This is a genomic window from Streptomyces rugosispiralis, from assembly GCF_024505145.1.
GTDB lineage: Bacteria > Actinomycetota > Actinomycetes > Streptomycetales > Streptomycetaceae > Streptomyces > Streptomyces rugosispiralis.
In genome coordinates this window covers 89474-110521 of record NZ_JANIAA010000035.1, presented here as the reverse complement: position 1 = coordinate 110521, position 21048 = coordinate 89474, and the positions used below count along the sequence as shown (strand labels likewise).

Annotated in this window: 19 protein-coding genes and 1 pseudogene; 16 read left to right on the top strand and 4 right to left on the bottom strand. The window is 71.6% G+C overall.

Going from position 1 to position 21048, the window contains the following annotated elements:
* The first annotated feature begins 134 nt into the window (after positions 1-134).
* Both NP777_RS35770 and NP777_RS35760 read left to right on the top strand, forming a co-directional pair.
* Complete coding sequence (locus NP777_RS35770; RefSeq protein ID WP_256654343.1) at positions 135-1376, top strand: helix-turn-helix domain-containing protein; 1242 nt, start codon at positions 135-137, stop codon at positions 1374-1376.
* A gap of 1284 nt (positions 1377-2660) precedes the next feature.
* Positions 2661-3500: a glycosyltransferase family 2 protein gene (locus tag NP777_RS35760; RefSeq protein ID WP_256654350.1), complete on the top strand. Its 840-nt coding sequence runs from the start codon at positions 2661-2663 to the stop codon at positions 3498-3500.
* 25 nt (positions 3501-3525) lie between these two features.
* Here NP777_RS35760 and NP777_RS35755 read toward each other — a convergent pair whose 3' ends face one another.
* The gene (locus NP777_RS35755) at positions 3526-4146 is read right to left on the bottom strand and encodes a TetR/AcrR family transcriptional regulator (RefSeq protein ID WP_037965831.1); all 621 of its coding nucleotides are present in this window, start codon (positions 4144-4146) and stop codon (positions 3526-3528) included.
* 207 nt (positions 4147-4353) lie between these two features.
* Here NP777_RS35755 and NP777_RS35750 point away from each other — a divergent pair, with 207 nt between their 5' ends.
* The 13 genes and pseudogenes from NP777_RS35750 (at position 4354) to NP777_RS35690 (ending at position 16298) form a co-directional block, all read left to right on the top strand.
* Entirely contained in the window at positions 4354-5478 is a 1125-nt protein-coding gene (locus NP777_RS35750; protein ID WP_256654341.1) for a DMT family transporter, read from the top strand.
* A 51-nt stretch (positions 5479-5529) separates the two neighbouring features.
* Complete coding sequence (locus NP777_RS35745) at positions 5530-6732, top strand: PP2C family protein-serine/threonine phosphatase (RefSeq protein WP_256654340.1); 1203 nt, start codon at positions 5530-5532, stop codon at positions 6730-6732.
* Positions 6733-6804: 72 nt separating this feature from the next.
* Positions 6805-7122: a PAS domain S-box protein gene (locus tag NP777_RS47845; protein WP_305890452.1), complete on the top strand. Its 318-nt coding sequence runs from the start codon at positions 6805-6807 to the stop codon at positions 7120-7122.
* Positions 7098-7376, top strand: a pseudogene (locus NP777_RS35735) (ATP-binding protein); the annotation flags it as partial. The gene NP777_RS47845 and the pseudogene NP777_RS35735, both read left to right, overlap by 25 nt.
* 224 nt (positions 7377-7600) lie before the next feature.
* Entirely contained in the window at positions 7601-9529 is a 1929-nt protein-coding gene (dnaK, locus tag NP777_RS35730; protein ID WP_256654339.1) for a molecular chaperone DnaK, read from the top strand.
* Positions 9530-9561: 32 nt separating this feature from the next.
* Positions 9562-10215, top strand: a complete 654-nt coding sequence (locus NP777_RS35725) for a nucleotide exchange factor GrpE (protein ID WP_256654338.1) — start codon at positions 9562-9564, stop codon at positions 10213-10215.
* A gap of 7 nt (positions 10216-10222) precedes the next feature.
* On the top strand, positions 10223-11197 hold the full coding sequence (locus tag NP777_RS35720) for a DnaJ C-terminal domain-containing protein (protein ID WP_256654349.1): 975 nt from the start codon (positions 10223-10225) through the stop codon (positions 11195-11197).
* Entirely contained in the window at positions 11194-11562 is a 369-nt protein-coding gene (locus NP777_RS35715; protein WP_256654337.1) for a chaperone modulator CbpM, read from the top strand. Before NP777_RS35720 ends, NP777_RS35715 begins: the two co-directional genes overlap by 4 nt.
* The gene (gene clpB, locus NP777_RS35710; RefSeq protein WP_256654336.1) at positions 11553-14195 is read left to right on the top strand and encodes an ATP-dependent chaperone ClpB; all 2643 of its coding nucleotides are present in this window, start codon (positions 11553-11555) and stop codon (positions 14193-14195) included. The genes NP777_RS35715 and clpB overlap by 10 nt, the downstream gene beginning before the upstream one ends.
* A gap of 185 nt (positions 14196-14380) precedes the next feature.
* Positions 14381-14644, top strand: coding sequence for a UBP-type zinc finger domain-containing protein (locus NP777_RS35705; protein ID WP_164433908.1), 264 nt, complete (start codon positions 14381-14383; stop codon positions 14642-14644).
* 58 nt (positions 14645-14702) lie between these two features.
* Positions 14703-14993 carry a hypothetical protein gene (locus tag NP777_RS35700; RefSeq protein WP_256654351.1) on the top strand — a complete coding sequence of 97 codons (291 nt, stop codon included), beginning with the start codon at positions 14703-14705 and terminating at the stop codon, positions 14991-14993.
* 21 nt (positions 14994-15014) lie between these two features.
* A complete protein-coding gene (locus tag NP777_RS35695) occupies positions 15015-15446 on the top strand; it encodes a DUF2267 domain-containing protein (protein WP_256654335.1) in 432 nt (143 codons plus the stop codon).
* Positions 15447-15527: 81 nt separating this feature from the next.
* Positions 15528-16298, top strand: coding sequence for an IclR family transcriptional regulator (locus tag NP777_RS35690; RefSeq protein WP_256654334.1), 771 nt, complete (start codon positions 15528-15530; stop codon positions 16296-16298).
* Between the two features lie 111 nt (positions 16299-16409).
* On the opposite strand, the gene NP777_RS35685 is transcribed toward NP777_RS35690, so the two are convergent.
* Together NP777_RS35685 and NP777_RS35680 are read right to left on the bottom strand one after the other, a co-directional pair.
* Complete coding sequence (locus NP777_RS35685) at positions 16410-17324, bottom strand: citryl-CoA lyase (RefSeq protein ID WP_256654333.1); 915 nt, start codon at positions 17322-17324, stop codon at positions 16410-16412.
* Entirely contained in the window at positions 17321-18547 is a 1227-nt protein-coding gene (locus NP777_RS35680; RefSeq protein ID WP_256654332.1) for a CaiB/BaiF CoA transferase family protein, read from the bottom strand. The genes NP777_RS35685 and NP777_RS35680 overlap by 4 nt, the downstream gene beginning before the upstream one ends.
* A 135-nt stretch (positions 18548-18682) precedes the next feature.
* Between NP777_RS35680 and NP777_RS35675 the strand changes: the two genes are divergently transcribed.
* Positions 18683-20074, top strand: a complete 1392-nt coding sequence (locus NP777_RS35675; protein ID WP_256654331.1) for an MFS transporter — start codon at positions 18683-18685, stop codon at positions 20072-20074.
* Positions 20075-20104: 30 nt separating this feature from the next.
* Here NP777_RS35675 and NP777_RS35670 read toward each other — a convergent pair whose 3' ends face one another.
* On the bottom strand, positions 20105-21007 hold the full coding sequence (locus NP777_RS35670) for an alpha/beta fold hydrolase (RefSeq protein WP_256654330.1): 903 nt from the start codon (positions 21005-21007) through the stop codon (positions 20105-20107).
* Between the last annotated feature and the right edge of the window lie 41 nt (positions 21008-21048).

Sequence of the window (21048 nt, the reverse complement as noted above, 5' to 3'; positions counted from 1 at the left end):
CTTATCGCAAGGCATGTAGCCCCGTACCCGCTACCTGGGGAGGACCCTGACGGCAGACCAGATGATCTTCTGGGTTGACCACTCAGCGTTGCTCAGCTACGGCGAGGGCTACCCTAGGCGTGAGGTGAGTGCCGATGTCCGCAGGATTGGCCGACAACATCAGGAAACTCCGCCGCACGGCCGGGCTCAGCCAAGAGGGGCTGGCCGAAGCGGCTGATCTCTCGCTGAGTACCGTTCGAAAAGTTGAACAAGGTGGCCACGTCACCATGGAGACCCTGCACGCTCTTGCACGCGCGCTAGGAGCCTCCACATCCGCACTGTTCGCCACCGAGTCGCCAAAGTCCGTACTGGGTCCGCAGGATAAAGCGAACCGCCGTTACCTCGCTGAGCTGAGGCGCGCCCTCATGCCCCCTATTGGGCTCGCTGCGCCCTTGTCGGAGCCTGGTGAGGCTGAGGAGCCGTCCGGCATCCGGCAGCGCGTTCAGGACGGCCACGCGCTCTACCAGGCCGACCGGTACACGTCCGTTGCGCAGAAGCTCCCCGACTTGCTACGTTCCTCTGAGGCTGCCGTGTCCACCCTTGAGGGTGAAGAGCAGCAACACGCGATGATCGCGCGGGCTCATGCGCTGTTACTCACGGGGAAGTACCTGACGCAGGTTCGTCAATACGACATGGCCTATTACGCACTCGCTGAGGCCATCCGGCTTGCCCGCGAGACAGGGCAAACTCAGGTGGCGGCAACGGGAGTTGTAGGGCTGTGCTGGTTGTTGCTCCGGCAAGACCGGTTTGACGAGAGCGAACACCTTGCAGCACAGACGGCAGCGGAAATTGAACCGCGCATGTCCCAGGCGACGCCCGCGCAGCTTGCTGTGTGGGGTGAGCTGTGGCTCAGGGTTGCCGCTGCTGCCCGGAGAAACAACCGGCAGGATGAGGCAAAGCAGGCCCGACGAATGGCGGCTACTGCTGCGGGGGCGCTGGAACGGGAACACGCCGAATTCCCTTCGCATTGGAGCGCCTTCGGCCCTGTGACCGCTGAGGCGAAGGCGGTTGAGGACCTAGCCCTTGCCGGTGATGCGCGTGGCGTTCTGCGGCGGGCCGACGAAGGTCCACTCAGCCCCAAGGCCGTGAAAAACTTCGGCCGCTTGAACACGAACAACTGGGGTCGCCATCGGCTTGACGTTGCCCACGCTCACGTCCTACTGGGGTCCCACCAAGACGCCATGGATGAGCTTGTCAACCTTCGTGAAACTGGTGACGTGTGGATCACTCATCAGCCCATGGCACGACGCGTGATGGAAGATATCCTCAAGAACCGCAAGCGGACGCTGACGGAAGAGATGCGGAGCATGGCAACTCACCTTGGGATCACTGGCTAGCTACTGCGGAGCGTGGTAGTTCGGCGCGCAGCTTTTTTGAACTGCTCCGCTCTGCGTATGGATTGATGGGCCGTCGGCTCATACGGTCCCCTTTACCGACTGACGGCAAAGGGGGCCGCACCATGCAGAGGACGGAAGGCGACCGATGGCGACGGCAGAACCTTGCCGATATTTCGACGGGGCACGTTCCCCGATTACTCCCCTGGACGACGGACGACGGCAGGCCATGCTTGCTGAGTGGGGCCGATGACGGCGGATACGTATCCAAACTCGCCGACGAAATGGAAGCGGCACAACTCGGCATGGGGACGGACGTCCTTGAGTACGCACTTAAAGTGCTTAAGGATACGAAGGCATCGCACGGAGAGCTGAGGTATGTCGGCACCCGACTGGCCGAATGCCTCAGCGACGCTCTGAGGGTCGCTGAGTCACGCGGAATGCGGCTGCCGGTACCGGACAAAGAAGAGAGTGCCGTAAGCCCCACACCGGCCGCTGAGACGTCCGCATGAGTAGGGCCGGAAGTGGTCGCATGACCGTTCGCGTGTCACGGGACAGCGGGCAGACCTTCGAGCCGACGAAGGTCTACGACACTGCCACTGACGAGCTGGAACCCCTCTTGTCGGACGCGTGGCCACCTTGTGAATGCGCCCGGTGTGATCTGGCCGTAGAACAGCGGTTGCGCAGGGAAATCGAACGGCTTACCGCCGAAGGGGTGCCCCGCGCTCAAGCCGTACGTGACCGGTTGGCGCAGCGGTGAGGCGGGCAGTGCGCTGGCTGGCTGACGCGTCGTTCCATCTGGCCGTTTACGTGGCGTGCTCCGCGCTCATCACGCTCGCTGCCACGGGGAAAATCTGAGAGGGGGAAGACAGTGGCGAAGGAGATCCGACTGAGCAAGCGTCCCGGGCGGGTGAAGGGGGCGCAGCTCGTAGAGAAGACTGGACGCGGCAAGGCGTTGCAAGACTGGGCACACGCTGACCTTGTGGCCAGGATGCGAGCGAAGATCCAAGCCAAGGGTCACCAGCCCCGGTAACACACCTGGCTGCCCCGTCCATGCGCATCCCCCGTTGCGCTGGGCGGGGCTCAGTCGTGCCTGGTCATAGGCGCTGGTCAGGCGTGCGCGGTAACCTAGGGTTCCCTTGGTTCAAGGGCAGTCCTTGATGAACATCAGCCGTACGGAAGTACCCTTCTGAGTGAACGGTTACGATCGCGGGCATCGCAACCGAACTCTGGAGTCCCACCGTGCCCGCCGCCCCCGAACCACGCCTGGGTATCGCCATCCTGACCATGGGCAACCGGCCCAGAGAGGTGGCCGCCCTGCTGGAGTCGGTCGCGAAACAGGACGTGCCTCCGGCCCGCGTCGTGGTCGTCGGCAACGGCTCCCCGCTCCCGGAGTTGCCCGCCGAGGTGACCGCGGTCGAGCTGGCCGAGAACCTCGGGGTCTCGGGCGGCCGTAACGTCGCCTGGCGGCGGCTGCGCGAGTTCGGCGACGTGGACGTGGTGATCGACCTCGACGACGACGGGCTGCTGGTGGACGCCGATGTCTTCCGCCGGGTGCGCGATCTGTACGCCGAGGACCCGCGCCTGGGCATCGTGAGCTTCCGCATCGCCGACGAGACGGGCGAGACCCAGCGCCGCCACGTGCCCCGGCTGCGCGCGTCCGACCCGATGCGCGGCGGCGAGGTGACCACCTTCCTCGGCGGCGCCCACGGCCTGTCGATGGCGATGCTGGAGCAGATCGGCGGCTGGCCGGACGAGTTCTTCTTCACCCATGAGGAGACCGACCTCGCCTGGCGGGCCCTCGACGCGCGCTGGAAGGTCGTCTACGTCCCCGAACTGCTGCTCCAGCACCCCCGGACCTCCCCCGCCCGGCACGCCGTCTACTACCGGATGACCGCCCGTAACCGGGTCTGGCTGGCCCGCCGTCATCTGCCGCTGCCGCTGGTGCCGCTCTATCTGGCCACCTGGACGCTGCTCACGCTCGCCCGCACCCGCTCCCTGACCGGACTGCGGGCCTGGGCGGGCGGCTTCCTGGAGGGGCTGCGCACCGGCTGCGGGGGGCGCCGTCCGATGCGCTGGCGCACGGTGTGGCACATGACCAAGCTGGGCCGCCCACCCATCATCTGACGCCCGGGCAGCCCGGCCGACGGCCTTACGGCGCCAGCCCCAGCGCGGGGAAGACCGACGCCTCGAGGAAGCGCGTCAGATACGCGCGGTCGGCGACCCGCCCCTCGAGCAGATGGCGGACTCGCATCGCGCCGATCAGCTGGGTGGGGACGAACTCCACGGCGGGGTTGTCCGCGGCCACCTCGCCGCGCTCCACGCCCCGGCGGACCATCGCCTGGATCGTCTTCACCTCGTGCTCGATCAGCGCGGCGCGCAGCGCCTGCAGCAGATCGGGGTTCTGCAGCGCGGCGTGCCCGAGGGCGTACACCAGCGCGGTGTCACCGCCGCACACCTCCCCCGCCTCGCCCACGGCCTCCGCCACGGCGCGCAGATCGCCCGCGAGGGAGCCGGTGTCGATGCCCTCCAGCGCGAAGGGGCGCTTGCACGAGCGCAGCGCGGCGACGACGAGCTGGGGCTTGGTGCACCACTGCCGGTAGAGGGTGGAGCGGCTGGCGCGGGTGCGGGCGGCGACCGCCTCGATGGTGAGGGCCTCGTAGCCGCCCTCCTGGAGCAGATCGAGGACCGCCTGGTAGAACTCCTGCTCCCGTTCGGGAGTGATCTTGGAACGGCGCTGCGGCGCGTCCGTCTCCGGGCTCTGCGTCGCCATCGGGTCCTCCTCCTCGGTCCACCGGACTCCGGCTCCCCTCCCCGACCACGCAGTGTACCGACACATCCGCGTACCGATACGCGCTTGTACCGATACGCGCTTGTACCGATACGCCCCTGCACCGGTACACTCTCGTATCGATACGTCTGTGTGCCGATAGCGCCGCTGGCCGGCAGGCAGACAGTGCCCAGAGGAAGGCACGGTGGGATGAACCCGACCGTCATAGCCGTCGCACTCGCGCTCGCCTCGGCCGTCGCCTACGCGACCGCGGCCGTGGCCCAGGAGCGGCTGGCCGCGGGCGGCCGGCGCCGGCCGGAGCGCATGCCGCGGCTGCTGCTGCGCGGCGCCTGGTGGGGAGCGGTCGGCCTCAACTCCACCGGTGCCCTGCTGCATGTGGCCGCGCTGCGGTACGGACCGCTCACCCTGGTCCAGCCGCTCGGCGCGCTGACCCTGGTGGCGGCCGTCCCGCTGGGCGCGCGACTCGCGGGGCGGCGGGTGGTCCGGGACGAGTGGCGGGGCGTGGTCCTGGCGCTGCTCGGCCTCGGCGCCCTGCTGCCGGTCACCGCCGGGGAGGCCCCGCGCGAGACGCTGAGCCTGCCGGAGGCGGTCGGGCTCGCGGGCGTCGTGCTGGCGTTCATCGGGCTGTGCGTCCGGCCGGGGCGCGGGGGACGCGGAACGCCGGGCCGGGGGCTGCGGTTCGCCACCGCGTCCGGGGTCGCCTCCGGCGTCGCCTCGGCGCTCACCCAGACCCTCACGGTCGCGCTCGCCGACTCCCGCGCCCCCGGGGCGGCCCTGGTCTCCTGGCGGACCGCGGTCGTGGCCGTGCTGGTCGCGGCGTTCGCGGTGAGCGGTCTGCTGCTGTCCCAGAGCGCCTACGGCAGCGGCCTCGGCGCGCCCCTGGCCACCCTGACCCTGGCCAACCCGGTGGCGGCGGCCGCCATCGGGATCGTGCTGCTGGACGAGCGGTTCCGGGGCGGTCCGGGCGGCTGGGCCCTGGCCGCCGCGGGCGCGGCGGCGGCCGCCCGCGGGGTGGTCCTGCTCTCCCGGGCTCCGCGGTCGGGGGTGGGTGCGGGGGTGCGCGGGGACACCGTGGTCGTACGAGAGACCGCCGTACCCGAGACCGCCGTACCCGAACCCGCCGTACCCGAACCCGCCGTACCCGAGACCGCCGTACGCGAAGCCCCCGTGGCCGTGCCGGAGACCGCCGCCGTACGGAAGACCGTCGTACGCCAGGCCGTAGCGCGGGAGGCCCTGGCGGAGGCCCTGGCCCCCGGCGAACCCCCGCGCACGCCCGCCGCCGTCCCCCGGGAGCCGGTGCCCACGCCCCCGTGATCCCGGTGATGCCCCGGGCGTCGCCGTGCCCGCCGCCGTAAGGTTGACCGCATGGTGGACGCGAACGTGTCGACCTCGGCCGAGACCGCTGAGCAGCTGCTGGACGAACTGCTCAGGGCCACCCACGAGGCATCACCGGCAGAGCTCCCGGTGGCCCTGGACCACTACACCGAGGCCATGGGCATGGGCCACGCGGTCGTCTACCTGATCGACCTCCAGCAGCGGCTGCTGATGCCGCTCGACGAGGGCGAGCCGCGCCTGGAGCTCGACGACTCCCTGGCCGGATTCGCCTACCGCACCGACTCGGTACGCATCGAGGAGGACGGCACGGGCGGGCTGGCCGTATGGCTGCCGCTGATGAACGGCGCGGAGCGGCTGGGGGTGCTGCGGCTGCGGATGGCCTCCCTGGACGGGCTCACGCTCTGGCGCTGCCGGATGCTGGCCTCGCTCCTCGCCCTGGTCACCACGTCCAAGCGGACCTACCTCGACACCTTCGCGCAGCGCACCCGCACCCGGTCCATGGAGTTGCCCACCGAGATGCTGCGGGCCTTCCTCCCGCCCCGCTCCATCGGCACCGGCCGGGTGGTCTCCACGGCCGTTCTGGAGCCCGCGTACGAGCTGGGAGGCGATGCCTTCGACCACTCGTTCACCGAGGACGTCCTGCACGCCACCATCCTCGACGCGATGGGCCACGACCTGGCGTCCGGGCTGACCACCTCGGTGGCGATGGCGGGCAGCCGCAACGCCCGGCGCACCGGCGCCGACCTGGCGGCCCTGGTCACCACCGTGGACGAGGCGCTGGCCAAATGGCTTCCGGACCAGTTCTGCACCGGCATCTTCCTCCAGCTGCACATGCCCAGCGGGGCGCTGCGCTGGTCCAACTGCGGCCACCCCACGCCACTGGTCATCCGCCGCCAGCGGCTGCTGGGCAAGGAGCTGGAGCGGCCTCCCGAACCGCCGCTGGGGCTGCCCGCGCGGCTGTCGGACGCGCCCCGCCGGATCTATGAGACGACGCTGGAGCCCGGTGACCGCGTCCTGCTCTACACCGACGGGGTCGTGGACTCGCGCGACGAGGAAGGCGAGCAGTTCGGCCTGGAGCGCTTCGCCGACCACATCATCCGGTCGACGGCCGCCGGGCAGAACGCCTCCGAGGTGCTCCGGCTGCTCATCCACACGATCGTCGCCCACCGGCACGGCGACCTCAACGACGACGCCACGATTTTGATGATCGAGTGGCTTCCGCCCCACCCATGAACCCGTCGAGATCCATGAACCCGTCGAGTTCCATGAACCGTCGAGATCCATGAACCGTCGAGACGATGTCCGATGACGCCCCCCGACCCCACCGCCCCCCGAATCCGGCCGGACCCCCCGCCCGGCGCCCTCGGTCTGGCCACCGCCACGGTCGACGACCACGGCGTGATGACCGGGTGGAGCGAGGGCGCGCGGCGGCTGCTGGGCTACCGCGCCGAGGAGGTCGTGGGGCGGCCGGCGGCCGAGCTGCGCGCCGAGCCGACCACCCGGGACAGCGCCGGGGACACCGGTGGGGGCGCCGACGGGGGCGCAGGTGGGGACACCGACGGGGGCGCCGGGCCGTGTCTGGCCCACGGGTCCCGGTGGAGTGGCTCTTCACCACCGAGCTGATCGTCAGCGAACTGGTCACCAACGCGATCCGCTACGGCCGCCCGCCCATCCGGCTACGGCTGATCCGCGACCGCGACCTCATCTGCGAGGTCTCCGCCACCAGCAGCACGGCACCCCATATGCGGCGGGCCCGGGTCTTCGACGAGGGCGGCCGGGGTCTGATGCTGGTGGCCCAGATGGCGACGCGCTGGGGCACCCGGCAGAGCACGGACGGCAAGACGATCTGGGTCGAGCAGGGCGTATCCACGGGCTGAAGGGCGTATCCACGGGCTGAGGGGACCGGCTCCACAGGCTGAGGGGACCGGCTCCACGGGCCTCGTCCCGTGGGCGCATTCGGGCCATCGATATTCGACCCCGGGACACAGGGCCGATTCCTGTCCGATTTGTCACCCTTGAAGGAGAGGCCCCGTTCACCGATCCGCTTCCGCGGCCGACCGGGCGACGCATGTGGCCCGCGGCCGCCCCGGAAGGAGTTGCCATGGCCAAGGCAGTCGGCATCGACCTGGGTACCACCAACTCGGTGATCGCCGCATGGGAAGGCGGTGAGTCCTCGGTCGTCCCGAACTCCGAGGGAAGCCGCACCACACCGTCGGTGGTGGCCTTCACCGACACCGGTGAACGGCTGGTGGGGCAGCTGGCCCGGCGCCAGGCGATCCTCAACCCCAAGGGCACCATCTATTCGGCCAAGCGGTTCATCGGCCGCCACTACGACGAGGTCCCCGCCGAGGCCAAGGCGGTCGCCTACGACGTCGTCCCGGACGAGAGCGGCCTCGCCCGCTTCAAGGTGCGCGAGAAGCTGTACTCGCCGGAGGAGATCAGCGCCCAGGTGCTGCGCAAACTGGCCGACGACGCAGGGAAGCAGCTGGGCGAGCGGGTGACCGAGGCGGTCATCACGGTGCCCGCGTACTTCAACGACGCCCAGCGCAGCGCCACCAAGGACGCCGGGGAGATCGCCGGTCTGACCGTACTGCGGATCATCAACGAGCCGACCGCGGCCGCCCTCGCCTACGGCCTGGACAAGAAGGGCCATGAGACCGTCCTCGTCTTCGACCTCGGCGGCGGCACCTTCGACGTGTCCATCCTCGACGTCGGGGACGGGGTGGTGGAGGTCCGCTCCACCGCGGGCGACAGCCACCTGGGCGGCGACGACTTCGACCGGCGGCTGGTCGACCACCTCGCCGACACCTTCCAGCGGGAGAACGGCATCGATCTGCGCCGGGACCCGCAGGCGCTGCAGCGGCTCTTCGAGGCCGCGGAGAAGGCCAAGACCGAGCTGAGCTCGGTGACCCAGACCCAGCTCAACCTGCCGTTCATCACCGCGGACGCCTCCGGTCCCAAACATCTGACCGAGACCGTGATGCGGTCCACCTTCGAGCAGATCACCGTCGATCTGGTGGAGCGCTGTCTGGGCCCGGTGCAGCAGGCCATGGCCGACGCCAAGGTCGGCGAGAGCGACATCGACGAGGTGATCCTGGTCGGCGGCTCGACCCGGATGCCCGCCGTACAGGCCCTGGTCCGCCGGCTGACCGGCGGCAAGGAGCCCAATATGAGCGTCAACCCGGACGAGGTGGTGGCCCTGGGCGCCGCGATCCAGGCCGGGGTGCTCAAGGGCGAGGTCAAGGACGTCCTGCTGCTCGATGTCACCCCGCTGTCGCTGGGCGTCGAGACCCGCGGCGGTGTGATGACGAAGATCATCGAGCGGAACACCACCATTCCGGTGCGCCGCACCGAGACCTTCTCCACGGCCGAGGACGGCCAGCAGGCCGTGGACATCGTGATCCTCCAGGGCGAGCGCGAGCGGGCCGCCGACAACCGGGTGCTCGGCCGCTTCCAGCTGACCGGCATCCGCCCGGCGCCGCGCGGCGAACCGCAGGTCGAGGTGACCTTCGATATCGACGCCAATGGCATCCTCAACGTCACCGCCCGCGACCGGGACACCGGCAAGGAGCAGTCCATCCAGATCAGCGAGACCGGCAACCTCGAACGCGGCGAGGTCGAGCGGATGGTCCAGGAGGCCGAGCGCAACCGTGGCGAGGACCAGGCGCTGCGCGAGGCCGTGGACGCGCGCAACGAACTGGACACCGGGGCCTACCAGGTCGAGAAGCGCCTCTCCGAACTGGGCGACGCGGTGCCGTCCCATGAGAGATCGCGCGCCGAGATGCTGGTGAACGACGCCCGCCAGGCGGTCAGGAACGAGGCCGGGACCGACCGGACCAGGCCGCTGGCCTCCGAGCTCCAGCAGGTCTACGCGGGCCTGGCCGCCCATGGGACGGCCGGTGCGGGCGCGGGCGGTGCGGGCGCGGGCGGCCCGGCCGGTGGGCCAGGGGCGGGCGGCGCCCAGGACACCGGGGCCGGGCGTGGCGGGGGCGACGAGGACGTGATCGACGCCGAGTTCGACAAGGGCTGACCCATCCGACAGAGGCTCACCGAGAGGCCGCCATGTCCACTCAACCGCAGCAGCCCACTCAACCGCAGCAGCCCGACCCGGTGCCGGAGGGCGCCGTGACGGAGCCCGAGCAGGAGCAGGGCCTGCCCGCCCCGGGCGCCGCGGAGGCGCGCGGCGCGGGCGGCGAGGGCCTCGGCCCGGACGCGGCCGGCGGCCCCGACGTCGGTGAGACCGACGTACGGGCCGACGTACGGGCCGACGAGCGGGCCGCCGAGCAGGCCGCCGCGCTGGCCGAGCTCGACGACCGCTGGCGCCGCGCCCTGGCCGACCTGGAGAACCTGCGCAAGCGCCACGCCAGGGAGCTGGAGCGGGAGCGGGCCGCCGAGCGGGCCCGTACGGCGATGGCGCTGCTGCCCGTCGTCGACAACCTCGAACTGGCCCTCTCCCACGCCGAGGCCGACCCCGGCTCGATCGTGGAGGGTGTCAAGGCCATCCACGACCAGGCCGTGACCGCCCTGGCCCGGCTCGGCTACGAGCGGCAGGGCGAGACGGGGGTGCCGTTCGACCCGGCCCGGCACGAGGTGGTCGGCGTGGTCGAGGACCCCGAGGCCGAACCGGGCACCGTGGTCCAGGTGCTGCGCCCCGGCTACGGGGAGCCCGGCCGCCAGCTCCGGCCGGTGGCCGTGGCCGTCGCGAAGCGGGAGTGAGATGGCCATGGCACGGGACTACTACGAGGTGCTGGGGGTGTCCCGGGGCGCGAGCCAGGACGAGATCCAGCAGGCGTTCCGCACCCAGGCCCGCCGCCACCACCCCGATGTGAACAAGGACCCGAACGCCGAGGAGCGGTTCAAGGAGCTGAACGACGCCTACAGCGTGCTCTCCGACCCGAGGACCCGGGCCCGTTACGACCGGTTCGGCGAGGACTTCCGCAAGATCCCCGAGGACTGGGAGGAGCGCGTCGGGGCCGGTGCCGCAGGCGGCGGCGGTGGCTTCCGCGGCTGGACGACGGCCGGCGACGGCGGCCGGGTGCGGTTCACCCGTGGTTTCGGCGAGGACGCCGAGGGCGAGGGGGTGGACTTCGAGGACCTGTTCGGCGCGTTCTTCGGCGGCGGCGCGGGGCCGGGCGCGGGCGGCGCGGGCCGCGTCACCATCCCCGGGGCCGACCAGGAGGCGGAGCTGCCGCTCACCGTCGAGGACGCCTTCCACGGCGGCCGCCGGGGCGTCACCCTGGCCGGGCCGACGGGACAGCGCGCCTTCGAGGTGAACGTCCCGCCGGGCGTCGTCGACGGGCAGCGCATCCGGCTGGCCGGGCAGGGCGGCCGGGGCACCGGTGACGCACCGGCCGGGGATCTGTACCTACGGGTGCGGATCCAGCCCCATCCGCGGTTCCGGCTGGACGGCCGGAATATCCATGTGACGCTGCCGGTGTCCCCCTGGGAGGCCGCGCTCGGCGCGACCGTCCCCGTGCCCACGCCCGGCGGCACCGCCAAGGTGACCGTCCCGCCCGGCTCCTCCGGCGGCCGCCGGCTGCGGCTGCGCGGCGAGGGCATGCCGGACCCGCGCGGCCCCGACGGCGATCTGTACGCCGAGATCCGCGTCATGGTGCCGCCCAGCCTCGGCGACCGCGAACGGGAGCTGTTCGAGGAGCTGGGCCGTACCTCCTCCTTCGACCCCCGGAGGGAGCGATGAGCACTCACGTACCCGGGTCCTTCACGGCCACCCGCCACCCGCCCGTGGCATCCGTCCACTACGAACTGGTGCCCGCGCGCAGGCTCTCCCTGGAGACCGTGGCCGGCCGCACCGGACTCCATCCCGACCTGATCCGGCGCTTCGTCGCCCTCGGCCTGATCGACGCCGAGCGCGACGCCGCCGGGCGGCTGGTGTTCGCCCTCGACGCCCCGGCGGCGCTGGCCCGCGTCGAACGGCTGCACACCGGGCTCTGCCTCAACTACGCCTCCATCGGTCTGGTGCTCGACCTGCTCGACCGCATCAACCGGCTCGAAGCCGCACTGCGCCGCCGCGGCGCGAGGAGTGAAGAACCGCCATGGACATGAACCGCCTCACCCAGAAGTCCCAGGAAGCCCTCCATGACGCCCAGTCCAGGGCCCAGGGTTACGGCCACACCGAGATCGACGGCGAGCATCTGCTGCTGGCCCTCCTCGAACAGCCCGACGGGCTGACGCCCCGGCTGATCAGCCGGCTGGGCGCCGACCCCGAGGCGGTGCGCACCATGCTGGAGGCGCAGCTGGCCCGCAAGCCCAGGGTCACCGGCCCCGGGGCCACACCGGGGCAGATCTTCGCCACCCAGCGGCTGGCCCTGCTGCTGGACACCGCCGAGCGGGAGGCGAAACGCCTGAAGGACGAGTACGTCTCGGTGGAGCATCTGGTGCTCGCGCTCACCGAGGAGGGGTCCGCCACCGCGGCGGGGCGGGTACTCAAGGAGCACGGCGTCACCAAGGAGGCGTTCCTGGGCGCCCTCACCCAGGTGCGCGGCGGCCAGCGGGTCACCTCCGCCAACCCCGAGATGGCGTACGAGGCGCTGGAGAAGTACGGCCGGGACCTGGTCCTGGAGGCCCGCTCGGGCAAGCTGGACCCGGTGATCGGCCGGGACGCCGAGATCCGCCGGGTGACGCAGATCCTCAGCCGCAAGACGAAGAACAACCCCGTGCTCATCGGCGACCCCGGCGTCGGCAAGACGGCCATCGTGGAGGGACTGGCCCAGCGCATCGTCCGCGGTGACGTCCCCGAGGGGCTGCGCGACAAGACCATCTTCGCCCTGGACATGGGCTCGCTGGTGGCCGGAGCGAAGTACCGCGGGGAGTTCGAGGAGCGGCTCAAGGCCGTGCTCACCGAGGTCACCTCCGCCCAGGGGCGGATCCTGCTGTTCGTCGACGAGCTGCACACCGTGGTCGGGGCGGGGGCGGCCGAGGGCGCCATGGACGCCGGGAACATGCTCAAGCCGATGCTGGCCCGCGGCGAACTGCACATGATCGGCGCGACCACCCTGGACGAGTACCGCAAGCACATCGAGAAGGACGCCGCGCTGGAGCGCCGCTTCCAGATGGTGCTGGTGGACGAGCCGTCCGTGGAGGACACCATCTCCATCCTGCGCGGCCTGCGCGAGCGTCTCGAGGTCTTCCACGGCGTCAAGATCCAGGACACCGCGCTGGTCTCCGCCGCCACCCTCAGCCACCGCTACATCAGCGACCGGTTCCTGCCGGACAAGGCCATCGACCTGGTGGACGAGGCATGTGCCCGGCTGCGTACCGAGATCGACTCCATGCCCGCCGAACTGGACGGGATCACCCGCCGGGTCACCCGGCTGGAGATCGAGGAGGCCGCGCTCGCCAAGGAGACCGACCCGGCCAGCGGCCAGCGGCTGGAGGAGCTGCGCCGGGAGCTGGCCGATCTGCGCGCCGAGGCCGACGCCAAGCACGCCCAGTGGGAGGCCGAGCGGCAGTCCATCCGCCGGGTACAGGACCTGCGCCGGGAGCTGGAGGAGATGCGCCGCGAGGCCGAGGAGGCCGAACGCGCCTACGACCTCGACCGCGCCGCCGAACTGCGCTACGGCAGGCTCCGGGAGCTGGAGCGCAAGCTGGCAGCCGAGGAGGAGCAACTGGCCGCCAAGCAGGGCGCGCACCGGCTGCTGCGCGAGGTGGTCACCGAGGAGGAGATCGCCGACATCGTCTCCGCCTGGACCGGGATCCCGGTCTCCCGCCTCCAGGAGGGCGAGCGGGAGAAGCTGCTGCGGCTGGACGAGATCCTCCAGGAGCGGGTCATCGGCCAGGACGAGGCGGTCAAGCTGGTCTCCGACGCCATCATCCGGGCCCGCTCGGGCATCCGGGACCCGCGCCGCCCGATCGGCTCGTTCATCTTCCTCGGGCCCACCGGCGTCGGGAAGACCGAGCTGGCCAAGACGCTGGCCGCCGCGCTCTTCGACACCGAGGAGAACATGATCCGCCTGGACATGAGCGAGTACCAGGAGCGGCACACGGTCAGCCGGCTGGTCGGCGCCCCGCCGGGGTACGTCGGCTACGAGGAGGGCGGCCAGCTCACCGAGGCGGTGCGGCGCAAGCCGTACTCGGTGGTGCTCTTCGACGAGATCGAGAAGGCGCACACCGATGTCTTCAACACCCTGCTGCAGGTCCTGGACGACGGCCGGATCACCGACGCCCAGGGGCGGCTGGTGGACTTCCGCAACACCGTGATCATCATGACCTCCAACATCGGCTCGCTGCACCTGCTCGACGGCGTCACCTCCGCGGGCGAGCTCAAGCCGGACGCCCGGGGCCTGGTGATGAGCGAGCTGCGCGGCCACTTCCGCCCCGAGTTCCTCAACCGGGTCGATGACATCGTGCTGTTCAAGCCGCTCGGCGAGCCGCAGATCGAGCGGATCGTGGAGCTGCAGTTCGACGAGTTGCGCAAGCGGCTGGCCGAGCGCCTGATCGCCGTCGAGCTGACCCCGGCCGGGCGTGAGGTGATCGCCCACGAGGGCTATGACCCGGTGTACGGGGCCCGCCCGCTGCGCCGCTACATCTCCCATGAGGTGGAGACCCTCATCGGGCGCGCCCTGCTGCGCGGCGACGTCGAGGAGGGCGCCACCGTCAAGGTGGACGGCCGGCACGGCGAGTTGGTGGTCAGCTACGAACGGCACCCGGAGATCGCCGCACTCGGGAAGGCCGCGTGAGCGCGATGCCGCACCGGACCGTCCCGTCCCGCCATCGGCCGCACCGGACCGTCCCGCCCCGCCATCGACCGCGCCCTCCGGACCGCGCCGTCCCGTCGTCGGCCGCACCCTCCGGACCGCGCCGCGGTTCGAGGTGCGGGCCGTCCCGTCCCTGCTCATCCTGGAAACGAGGAAGGGTGAACGCCATGGCCATCGAGCCCGATCCGCACCTGTCGATGGTGCGCCAGGTCACCCCCCGCAGCCCCGAGGGGTGCGAGGAGTGCCTGCGCCTGGGGTCCCCCTGGGTCCATCTGCGGCTCTGCCTGACCTGCGGACACGTGGGGTGCTGCGACTCCTCGCCGCTCAAGCACGCCCGTGCCCACGCGTACGCCGAGGAACACCCCATCGTCGAGCCCATGGAACCGGGCGAGACCTGGCGGTGGTGTTACGCCCACGAGGCCATGGCCTGATGCCGGGCGAGGACCGTTCCCCGGACGCCGCACCGGAGGGAGCGGCACCCGCCGGTCGGTGGCGCCCGGTGAGGCGATCATCCGCGAGGGCGGCCGGGGCACGGACTTCCTCGTCGTCCTCAGCGGCACCGTCGCGATCACCGAGCACCACGGCACCCTGTCGGCGGCGGGTGTCTGGGAGGGCCGGGGGCACCGCTGTTCGGTCAAGCGGGTGACCTCGGCGGCCGGCGAGGGGGCGATGGCCGTCCACCACATCCATGACCACCTCGGCCACACCGCCGACGGCCTCACCCGCCCGAGCGGCGATCCGACACCCAGCCGCCACTCCAGCGCCCCAGGAGGCCGCTGAGGCATCGAAAGGACGAACACGATGGTTGCGACAGGCTTTCCCGCGTTCGACACGACCGTGGACAAGACCAACCGGCTCCTCAAGGAGATCGAGGACGCGTACGGCTGGCCCAAGGAGCGCCGTAAACAGTCCTACGCCGCCCTGCGCGCGGTGCTGCACCAGCTGCGGGACCGGCTGACGGTGGACGAGGCCGTCCAGTTCGGCGCACAGCTCCCGATGCTGGTGCGCGGCGTCTACTACGAGGGGTGGAGACCCGCGGAGACGCCCGTGAAGATGCACAGCGAGGAGTTCTTCCAGCGGATCCGGCACGACTTCCCGTACTCGGTCCAGGGCGGCACCGAACAACTGGTCCACACCGTTCTGGAGGCCCTGCAGCGCCATATCAGCGCGGGCGAGTGGGATGACCTCCGAGGCCGGATGCCCGCCGACCTGGTCACCGTCATACCGGCGTAGCCGACTCCGGGGCCTCGGACCGCCTGGTGGTACCGTCGCACCGATGGGCGGCTTATGCGGTGTGCGGCGAGGAGGACGGCGATGGGGACGGTGGCCGGAGAGGGCGGCGAGGGCGTACGGAGTGTTCTGCGCGCACTGGATCTGCTCGCCCTGTTCGACGAGACCCACCGCTCCCGCAGCGTACGGGAGTTGACCGACGCCACCGGGCTGGCCAAGTCCACCGTGGTCCGGCTGGTGGCCACCCTCGAACAGCGCGGGCTGCTGTGGAGCCGGGGGGACGGCCGGCTCACCCCCGGCGCGGGTCTGCTGCGCTGGGCGGCGCTCGCCCAGGACGCCTGGCGGCTGCCCCCGGAGGCGGTGGAGTGTCTGCGGGTCCTCTCGGTCCGGTCGGGTGGCGAATCCTCCCGGATCTACATCCGCCAGGGGGGCTCCCGGGTGTGCGTGGCCCAGCACGAGGGCACCCAGCAGCTGCGCCATGTGGTGCGCATCGGCGAGGAGATGCCGCTGTGGGCCGGTGCCTCCGGGCACGTCCTGCTCATCGGCGGCTCGTCCCGGACGCTGAGCCGGGTGGCCGCGGCGGCCGGGCGCGGCCCCGGCTTCACCTCCGTCCTCGCCGAACGGGCGCGCCTCGCCGCGGAGCGGGGCTGGGCGGTCAGCCACGGTGAGCGCGAGGACGGGGTGTCCGCCGTGGCCGCCCCCGTCACGGACGCGGCCGGGCAGGTCGTCGCCGCGGTGGGCCTCGGCGGCCCCACCAGCCGCTTCACCGAGGAGCGCGTGGAGTCGTTCCGCCCGGCGCTGGCCGAGGCGGCGAAGCGGCTGTCGGAGCTGCGGTTCCTCGGCGGGAGCGGCTGACGTCGCCGGCGTCGCTGATGTTGCCGGCGTCGCTGACGTCGCTGACGTCGCCGGCGTCGCTGATGTCGCTGATGTCGCTGACGCTGCCGGCGTCGCTGACGCTGCCGGCGTTCAGGCGCTCCCGGTGCTGTGCCCGCCGCTCTCCGGCCGGTTGAGGTCCCGGGGCGCCGGGCCCTCGTACGAGGGCAGCAGCCGCCGGGGCAGCGGGCCCTTGATCCTGGCGCCACCGGACTTCTCCTCCCAGGCGTGGGAGAGGATGCCGACGCTGCGGGAGAGCACGAACAGCCCGCGCCCGAGCTCGGGCGGAAAGCCGAGTTCGCTGTAGACGATGGCGGTGGCGCCGTCGATGTTCATCGGCACGGGTCGGCTGCGGCCCTCCGCCAGCGCCCGCTCCAGGGCCGTCCCGGCGCGCAGCGCCCAGCCCGGCGCCTCGCCGTCCGCCACCGCCGCGCCCACCAGGTCGAGCAGCGGGGTGCGGCGCGGGTCGTAGGGGTGGAAGCGGTGGCCGAATCCGGGGATGCGGGAGCCCGTGGCCCGGTACTCCGCCACCAGGTTCTTCGCGGCGTCGTCGAGGTCCGCCCCCTCGGCCACGGCCGCCTCCAGCTCGGCCAGCACCTCCATGCACTGCTGACCGGCCCCGCCGTGGACGTCCCCCAGCAGGTTCACCCCGGTGGCCACCGCGTTGTTCAGCCCCAGTCCGCAGGTGGCCGCCATCCGGGCGGCGGCGATCGACGGGGCCTGGGGCCCGTGGTCGACGGCGGCGACGAGCGCGGCCTCCAGCAGTCGGCCCTGGGCCGGGGTGGGCAACTCGCCGCGCAGCAGCAGCCAGATGGTCTCGGCGAAGGACACCTGGCCGATCAGCTGCTCGACCGGGTAGCCGCGCAGCAGGATCTCGCCGGGGCGGATGCGGCTGATGCCGGTGGCCCACCAGTCGGTGACGTCTTCCGGGACCTCTGCGGATTCCGGCGCCTCTGCGGATTCCGGCGCCTCTGCGGACTCCGGCACCTCTGCGGACCGGTGGGTCATATCGCGCCTCGCTCCTTCATCGCGTCGATCTCCTTCGGGGTGTAGCCGAGTTCGGCCAGGACCTGGTCGGTGTGCTGGCCCAGCAGCGGTGGTGGGGAGGTCGCGGCCGCCGGTTCGCCGTCGACCCGGAACGGGCTGCCCAGCACGCGCAGTTCGCGCGTCCGCCCGTCCGGGAACGGCAGCGTGCGGACGAAGTCCCGCTCCGCGAGCTGCTCAAGGCCCAGCGCGTCGGGTACGGACAGCACTCGCGCGGCCGGTACCCCGGCATCGGCGAGGATCTCCTCCCACTCCCCCGCGGTCCGCTCGGCGAGCCCCTTCTCGATCTCGGCGCGCAGCTCCTCGCGGTGGGCCTTGCGGTCCGCGGGATGCGCGAACCGCTCGTCGTCCAGCAGTTCCGGGCGGCCGATGAGCCGGCACAGGGTGGCGAACTGCCGCTGGCGGTTGGCCGCGATGTTGAGGTATCCGTCCGCCGTGCGGAACGTCCCCGACGGCGCGGCGGTGAAGTTCTCGTTGCCCATGGGCCGCGGCGGGCGGCCGGTGATCAGGTAGTTGGAGGTCACCCACCCCATCGCGGTGAGCGCGGCCTCCAGCATCGAGACGTCCAGATACGCGCCGTGTCCGGTGCGTTCCCGGCGCACCAGGGCCGCCGCCACGGCGAAGGCGGCGGCCATGCCGCCCAGGGTGTCGGCGACCGGGAAACCGGCCCGCAGCGGGCTGACCTCGGGGGTGCCGGTCACGCTCATCATCCCGGAGAGGCCCTGCACGATCTGGTCGTAGGCGGGCCGGGCGCGCAGCGGTCCGGTCTGGCCGAAGCCGGAGACCGCGCAGTAGATCAGCCGCGGGTTCTCCCGCATCAGGACCTCGCGGCCGACGCCCAGCCGGTCCATCACCCCGGGGCGGAAGTTCTCGAGCAGGACGTCGGACTCCCGCACCGCGCGCAGCAGGGCCGCGCGCCCCTCCGCCTCCTTGAGGTTCAGGGTCAGCGAGCGCTTCCCGGCGTTCTGGGCCAGGAACGACGCGCCCAGCAGATCCTCGCTCAGCTGCCGGTCGGCGCCCAGTTGGCGGGCCAGGTCCCCGGCTCCCGGCATCTCGACCTTCAGGACGTCGGCGCCGTGCAGGGCCAGCTGATATCCGGCGAACGGCCCGGCGAGGACGTTGGTCAGATCCAGCACCCGGATGCCGTCGAGCAGGGGTGGCGGGGCGGCGGGGGCGGGCGTGCTCAACGGAGGACCTCCAGCGCGAATCGGGGTGTGACCCCTTGCCACGGGGTGTGTGCCTCCATAACATCACCGAACCACCAAGCGGCACAAGCGAACCGCACAGTGGTACTCGATCCACGGTGACAAGGGAGTCTCCCAATGACGCACACCGGCAGTTCCGCCACCAGAAGGCCGGTCTTCCAGCCCAAGGTCGCCCTCGCCGCCGTCTTCGGCACCACGGTGGAGTGGTACGACTTCGCCCTCTACGGAACCGCGGCCGCCCTCGTCTTCAACAAGATCTACTTCCCGGACAGCGACCCACTGGTCGGCGCGGTCCTCGCCTACGGCACCTTCGCCATCGGTTTCCTCGCCCGGCCCCTGGGCGGCGCCTACTTCGGGGAGCGGGGCGACACCCAGGGCCGTAAGGGCGTCCTGGTCACCACCCTGCTGATGATGGGGCTCGCCACCACGGCCATCGGACTGCTGCCGACGCATGCGCAGATCGGCGTCGCCGCGCCGGTCCTGCTGACGCTGCTGCGCTTCGTCCAGGGCTTCGCCGCGGGCGGCGAGAAGACCGGAGCGCTGATCATCCTCTTCGAGAACGCACCGCCGAAGTGGCGCGGACTGCTCACCTCACTGCCCGCGATCGGCACCGGCACCGGCACCCTCCTGTCCACCGGCGCCTTCGCGCTCACCACCGGGCTGCTGTCCGAGGACGCCTTGCTCAGCTGGGGCTGGCGGATTCCCTTCCTGCTCAGCGCGGGGCTGACCTTCTTCGGCCTCTGGGTGCGCCGCTCGCTGCCGGAGACCGCCGAGTTCCAGCAGGTGCGGGAGGCCCGGCAGCCGGGCTCCACCGTCGCGAAGCCCAGCCGTCCGCTGCGGCAGCGGATCGCCGAGAGCCGCTGCGTGGCCGCCTGGCGCCGCTACCCCAAGGAGATGCTGATCGTGATCGGCGCGGGCGCCGCCGAGAACGCGGGCTACTACGTCTTCGGCACCTTCTCGGTCACCTACGCCGAGGACCGCGGGCTGCCCACCGCCGCGCTCCTCAGCGGCATCTCGCTGGTCGCGGCCGTGAAACTGGTGACGGTGCCGGCCTTCGGCGCGCTCTCCGACCGCGTCGGGCGGCGCCCGGTCTCGATCGGCGGGGCCCTGGTGCTGCTGGCCGCCGCATGGCCGTTCTTCACGGTGATCGACGGCGGCCACACCTGGGCCATCTGGCTCGCGCTCTTCCTCACCCTGGGCATCGGCCAGTCCGCCGTGCTCGGCTCCCAGCCCGCGTTCTTCGCCGAACTCTTCGACACCACGGTCCGGTTCAGCGCGGTCGGCATCGCCAACAACATCGGCACCGTGCTCACCGGCGGCCTCGCGCCCATGCTCGCGTCCGCCCTGCTGCTCTGGTTCGACCACAGCGTCACGGGCGTGGTGGTCTTCATCGCCCTGATGAGCGCGCTCACCGTGGTCACGGTGGCACTGGCGCGGGAGACGCGCGGGGCCGCCGACCCGGCCGAGGAGACGGCCGCGCCGGAGCAGAACCTCCAGGCGGCGCCGTGACCTTGAGGTCAGGCGCCCCCTGGTGCCCGGTCAGCCACTCCCCTGCTCCCCGAGGAACGCCCGCAGCCGGCGCAGCGTCTCGTCCGGCGCCTCCTCGGGGAGGTAGTGGTCGCACGGCAGGGCCTGCCCGCGCACATCGTCCGCGTAGCCGCGCCAGACCTCCGGCACGTCGTAGTGGCGGCCGACGAAACCGTGCGCGCCCCACAGGGCCAGCAGCGGTGCGGTGACGCGACGGCCCGCGGCGGCGTCCGCGTCGTCGTGGACCAGGTCGATCGAGGCGGCGGCGCGGTAGTCCTCGCAGCTGGCGTGGATGGCCGCGGGGTCCGAGAAGCAGCGGATGTACTCGACCTGGGCCGCCTCGTCGAACGGGGTTCCGCCCCGGTGGCGGGCCCCCATCCGGGTGCGGATCCAGAACGCGGGGTCCTGGCCGATCAGGTGCTCCGGGATGCCGTGGCCCGCCGCCAGGAAGAACCAGTGGAAGTAGCCGAGGCCGAAGTCCTTGTCGGCGTGCTGGAACACGTACCGCGTGGGCACGATGTCCAGGACCGCGAGCGCGGCGACCGCGCTCGGATGGTCGAGGGCCATCCGGTGGGCGACCCGCCCGCCCCGGTCGTGGCCGACCACGGCGAACCGGTCGAAACCCAGCTCCCGCATCACCAGCAGCTGGTCGCGTGCCATGGCCCGCTTGGAGTACGGGGTGTGCTCGGCGTCGGACACGGGCTTGTCGCTGTCGCCGTAGCCGCGCAGATCGGTCAGGACCACCCGGTGGGTGGCGGCCAGCGCCGGGGCGATGTGGTGCCAGATCATATGGGTCTGCGGATAGCCGTGCAGGAGCAGGACCGGCGGCCCGTCCCCGGCGGTGCGTACGTTGATTCCCACCCCCTCGACGTGGACGGTACGGCGGTCGAAGTCGCCCAGCAGCTGCTCGCTCATGGTCCGATCCCAGCAGCCACCCGCGGTGCGCGTCCAAGACC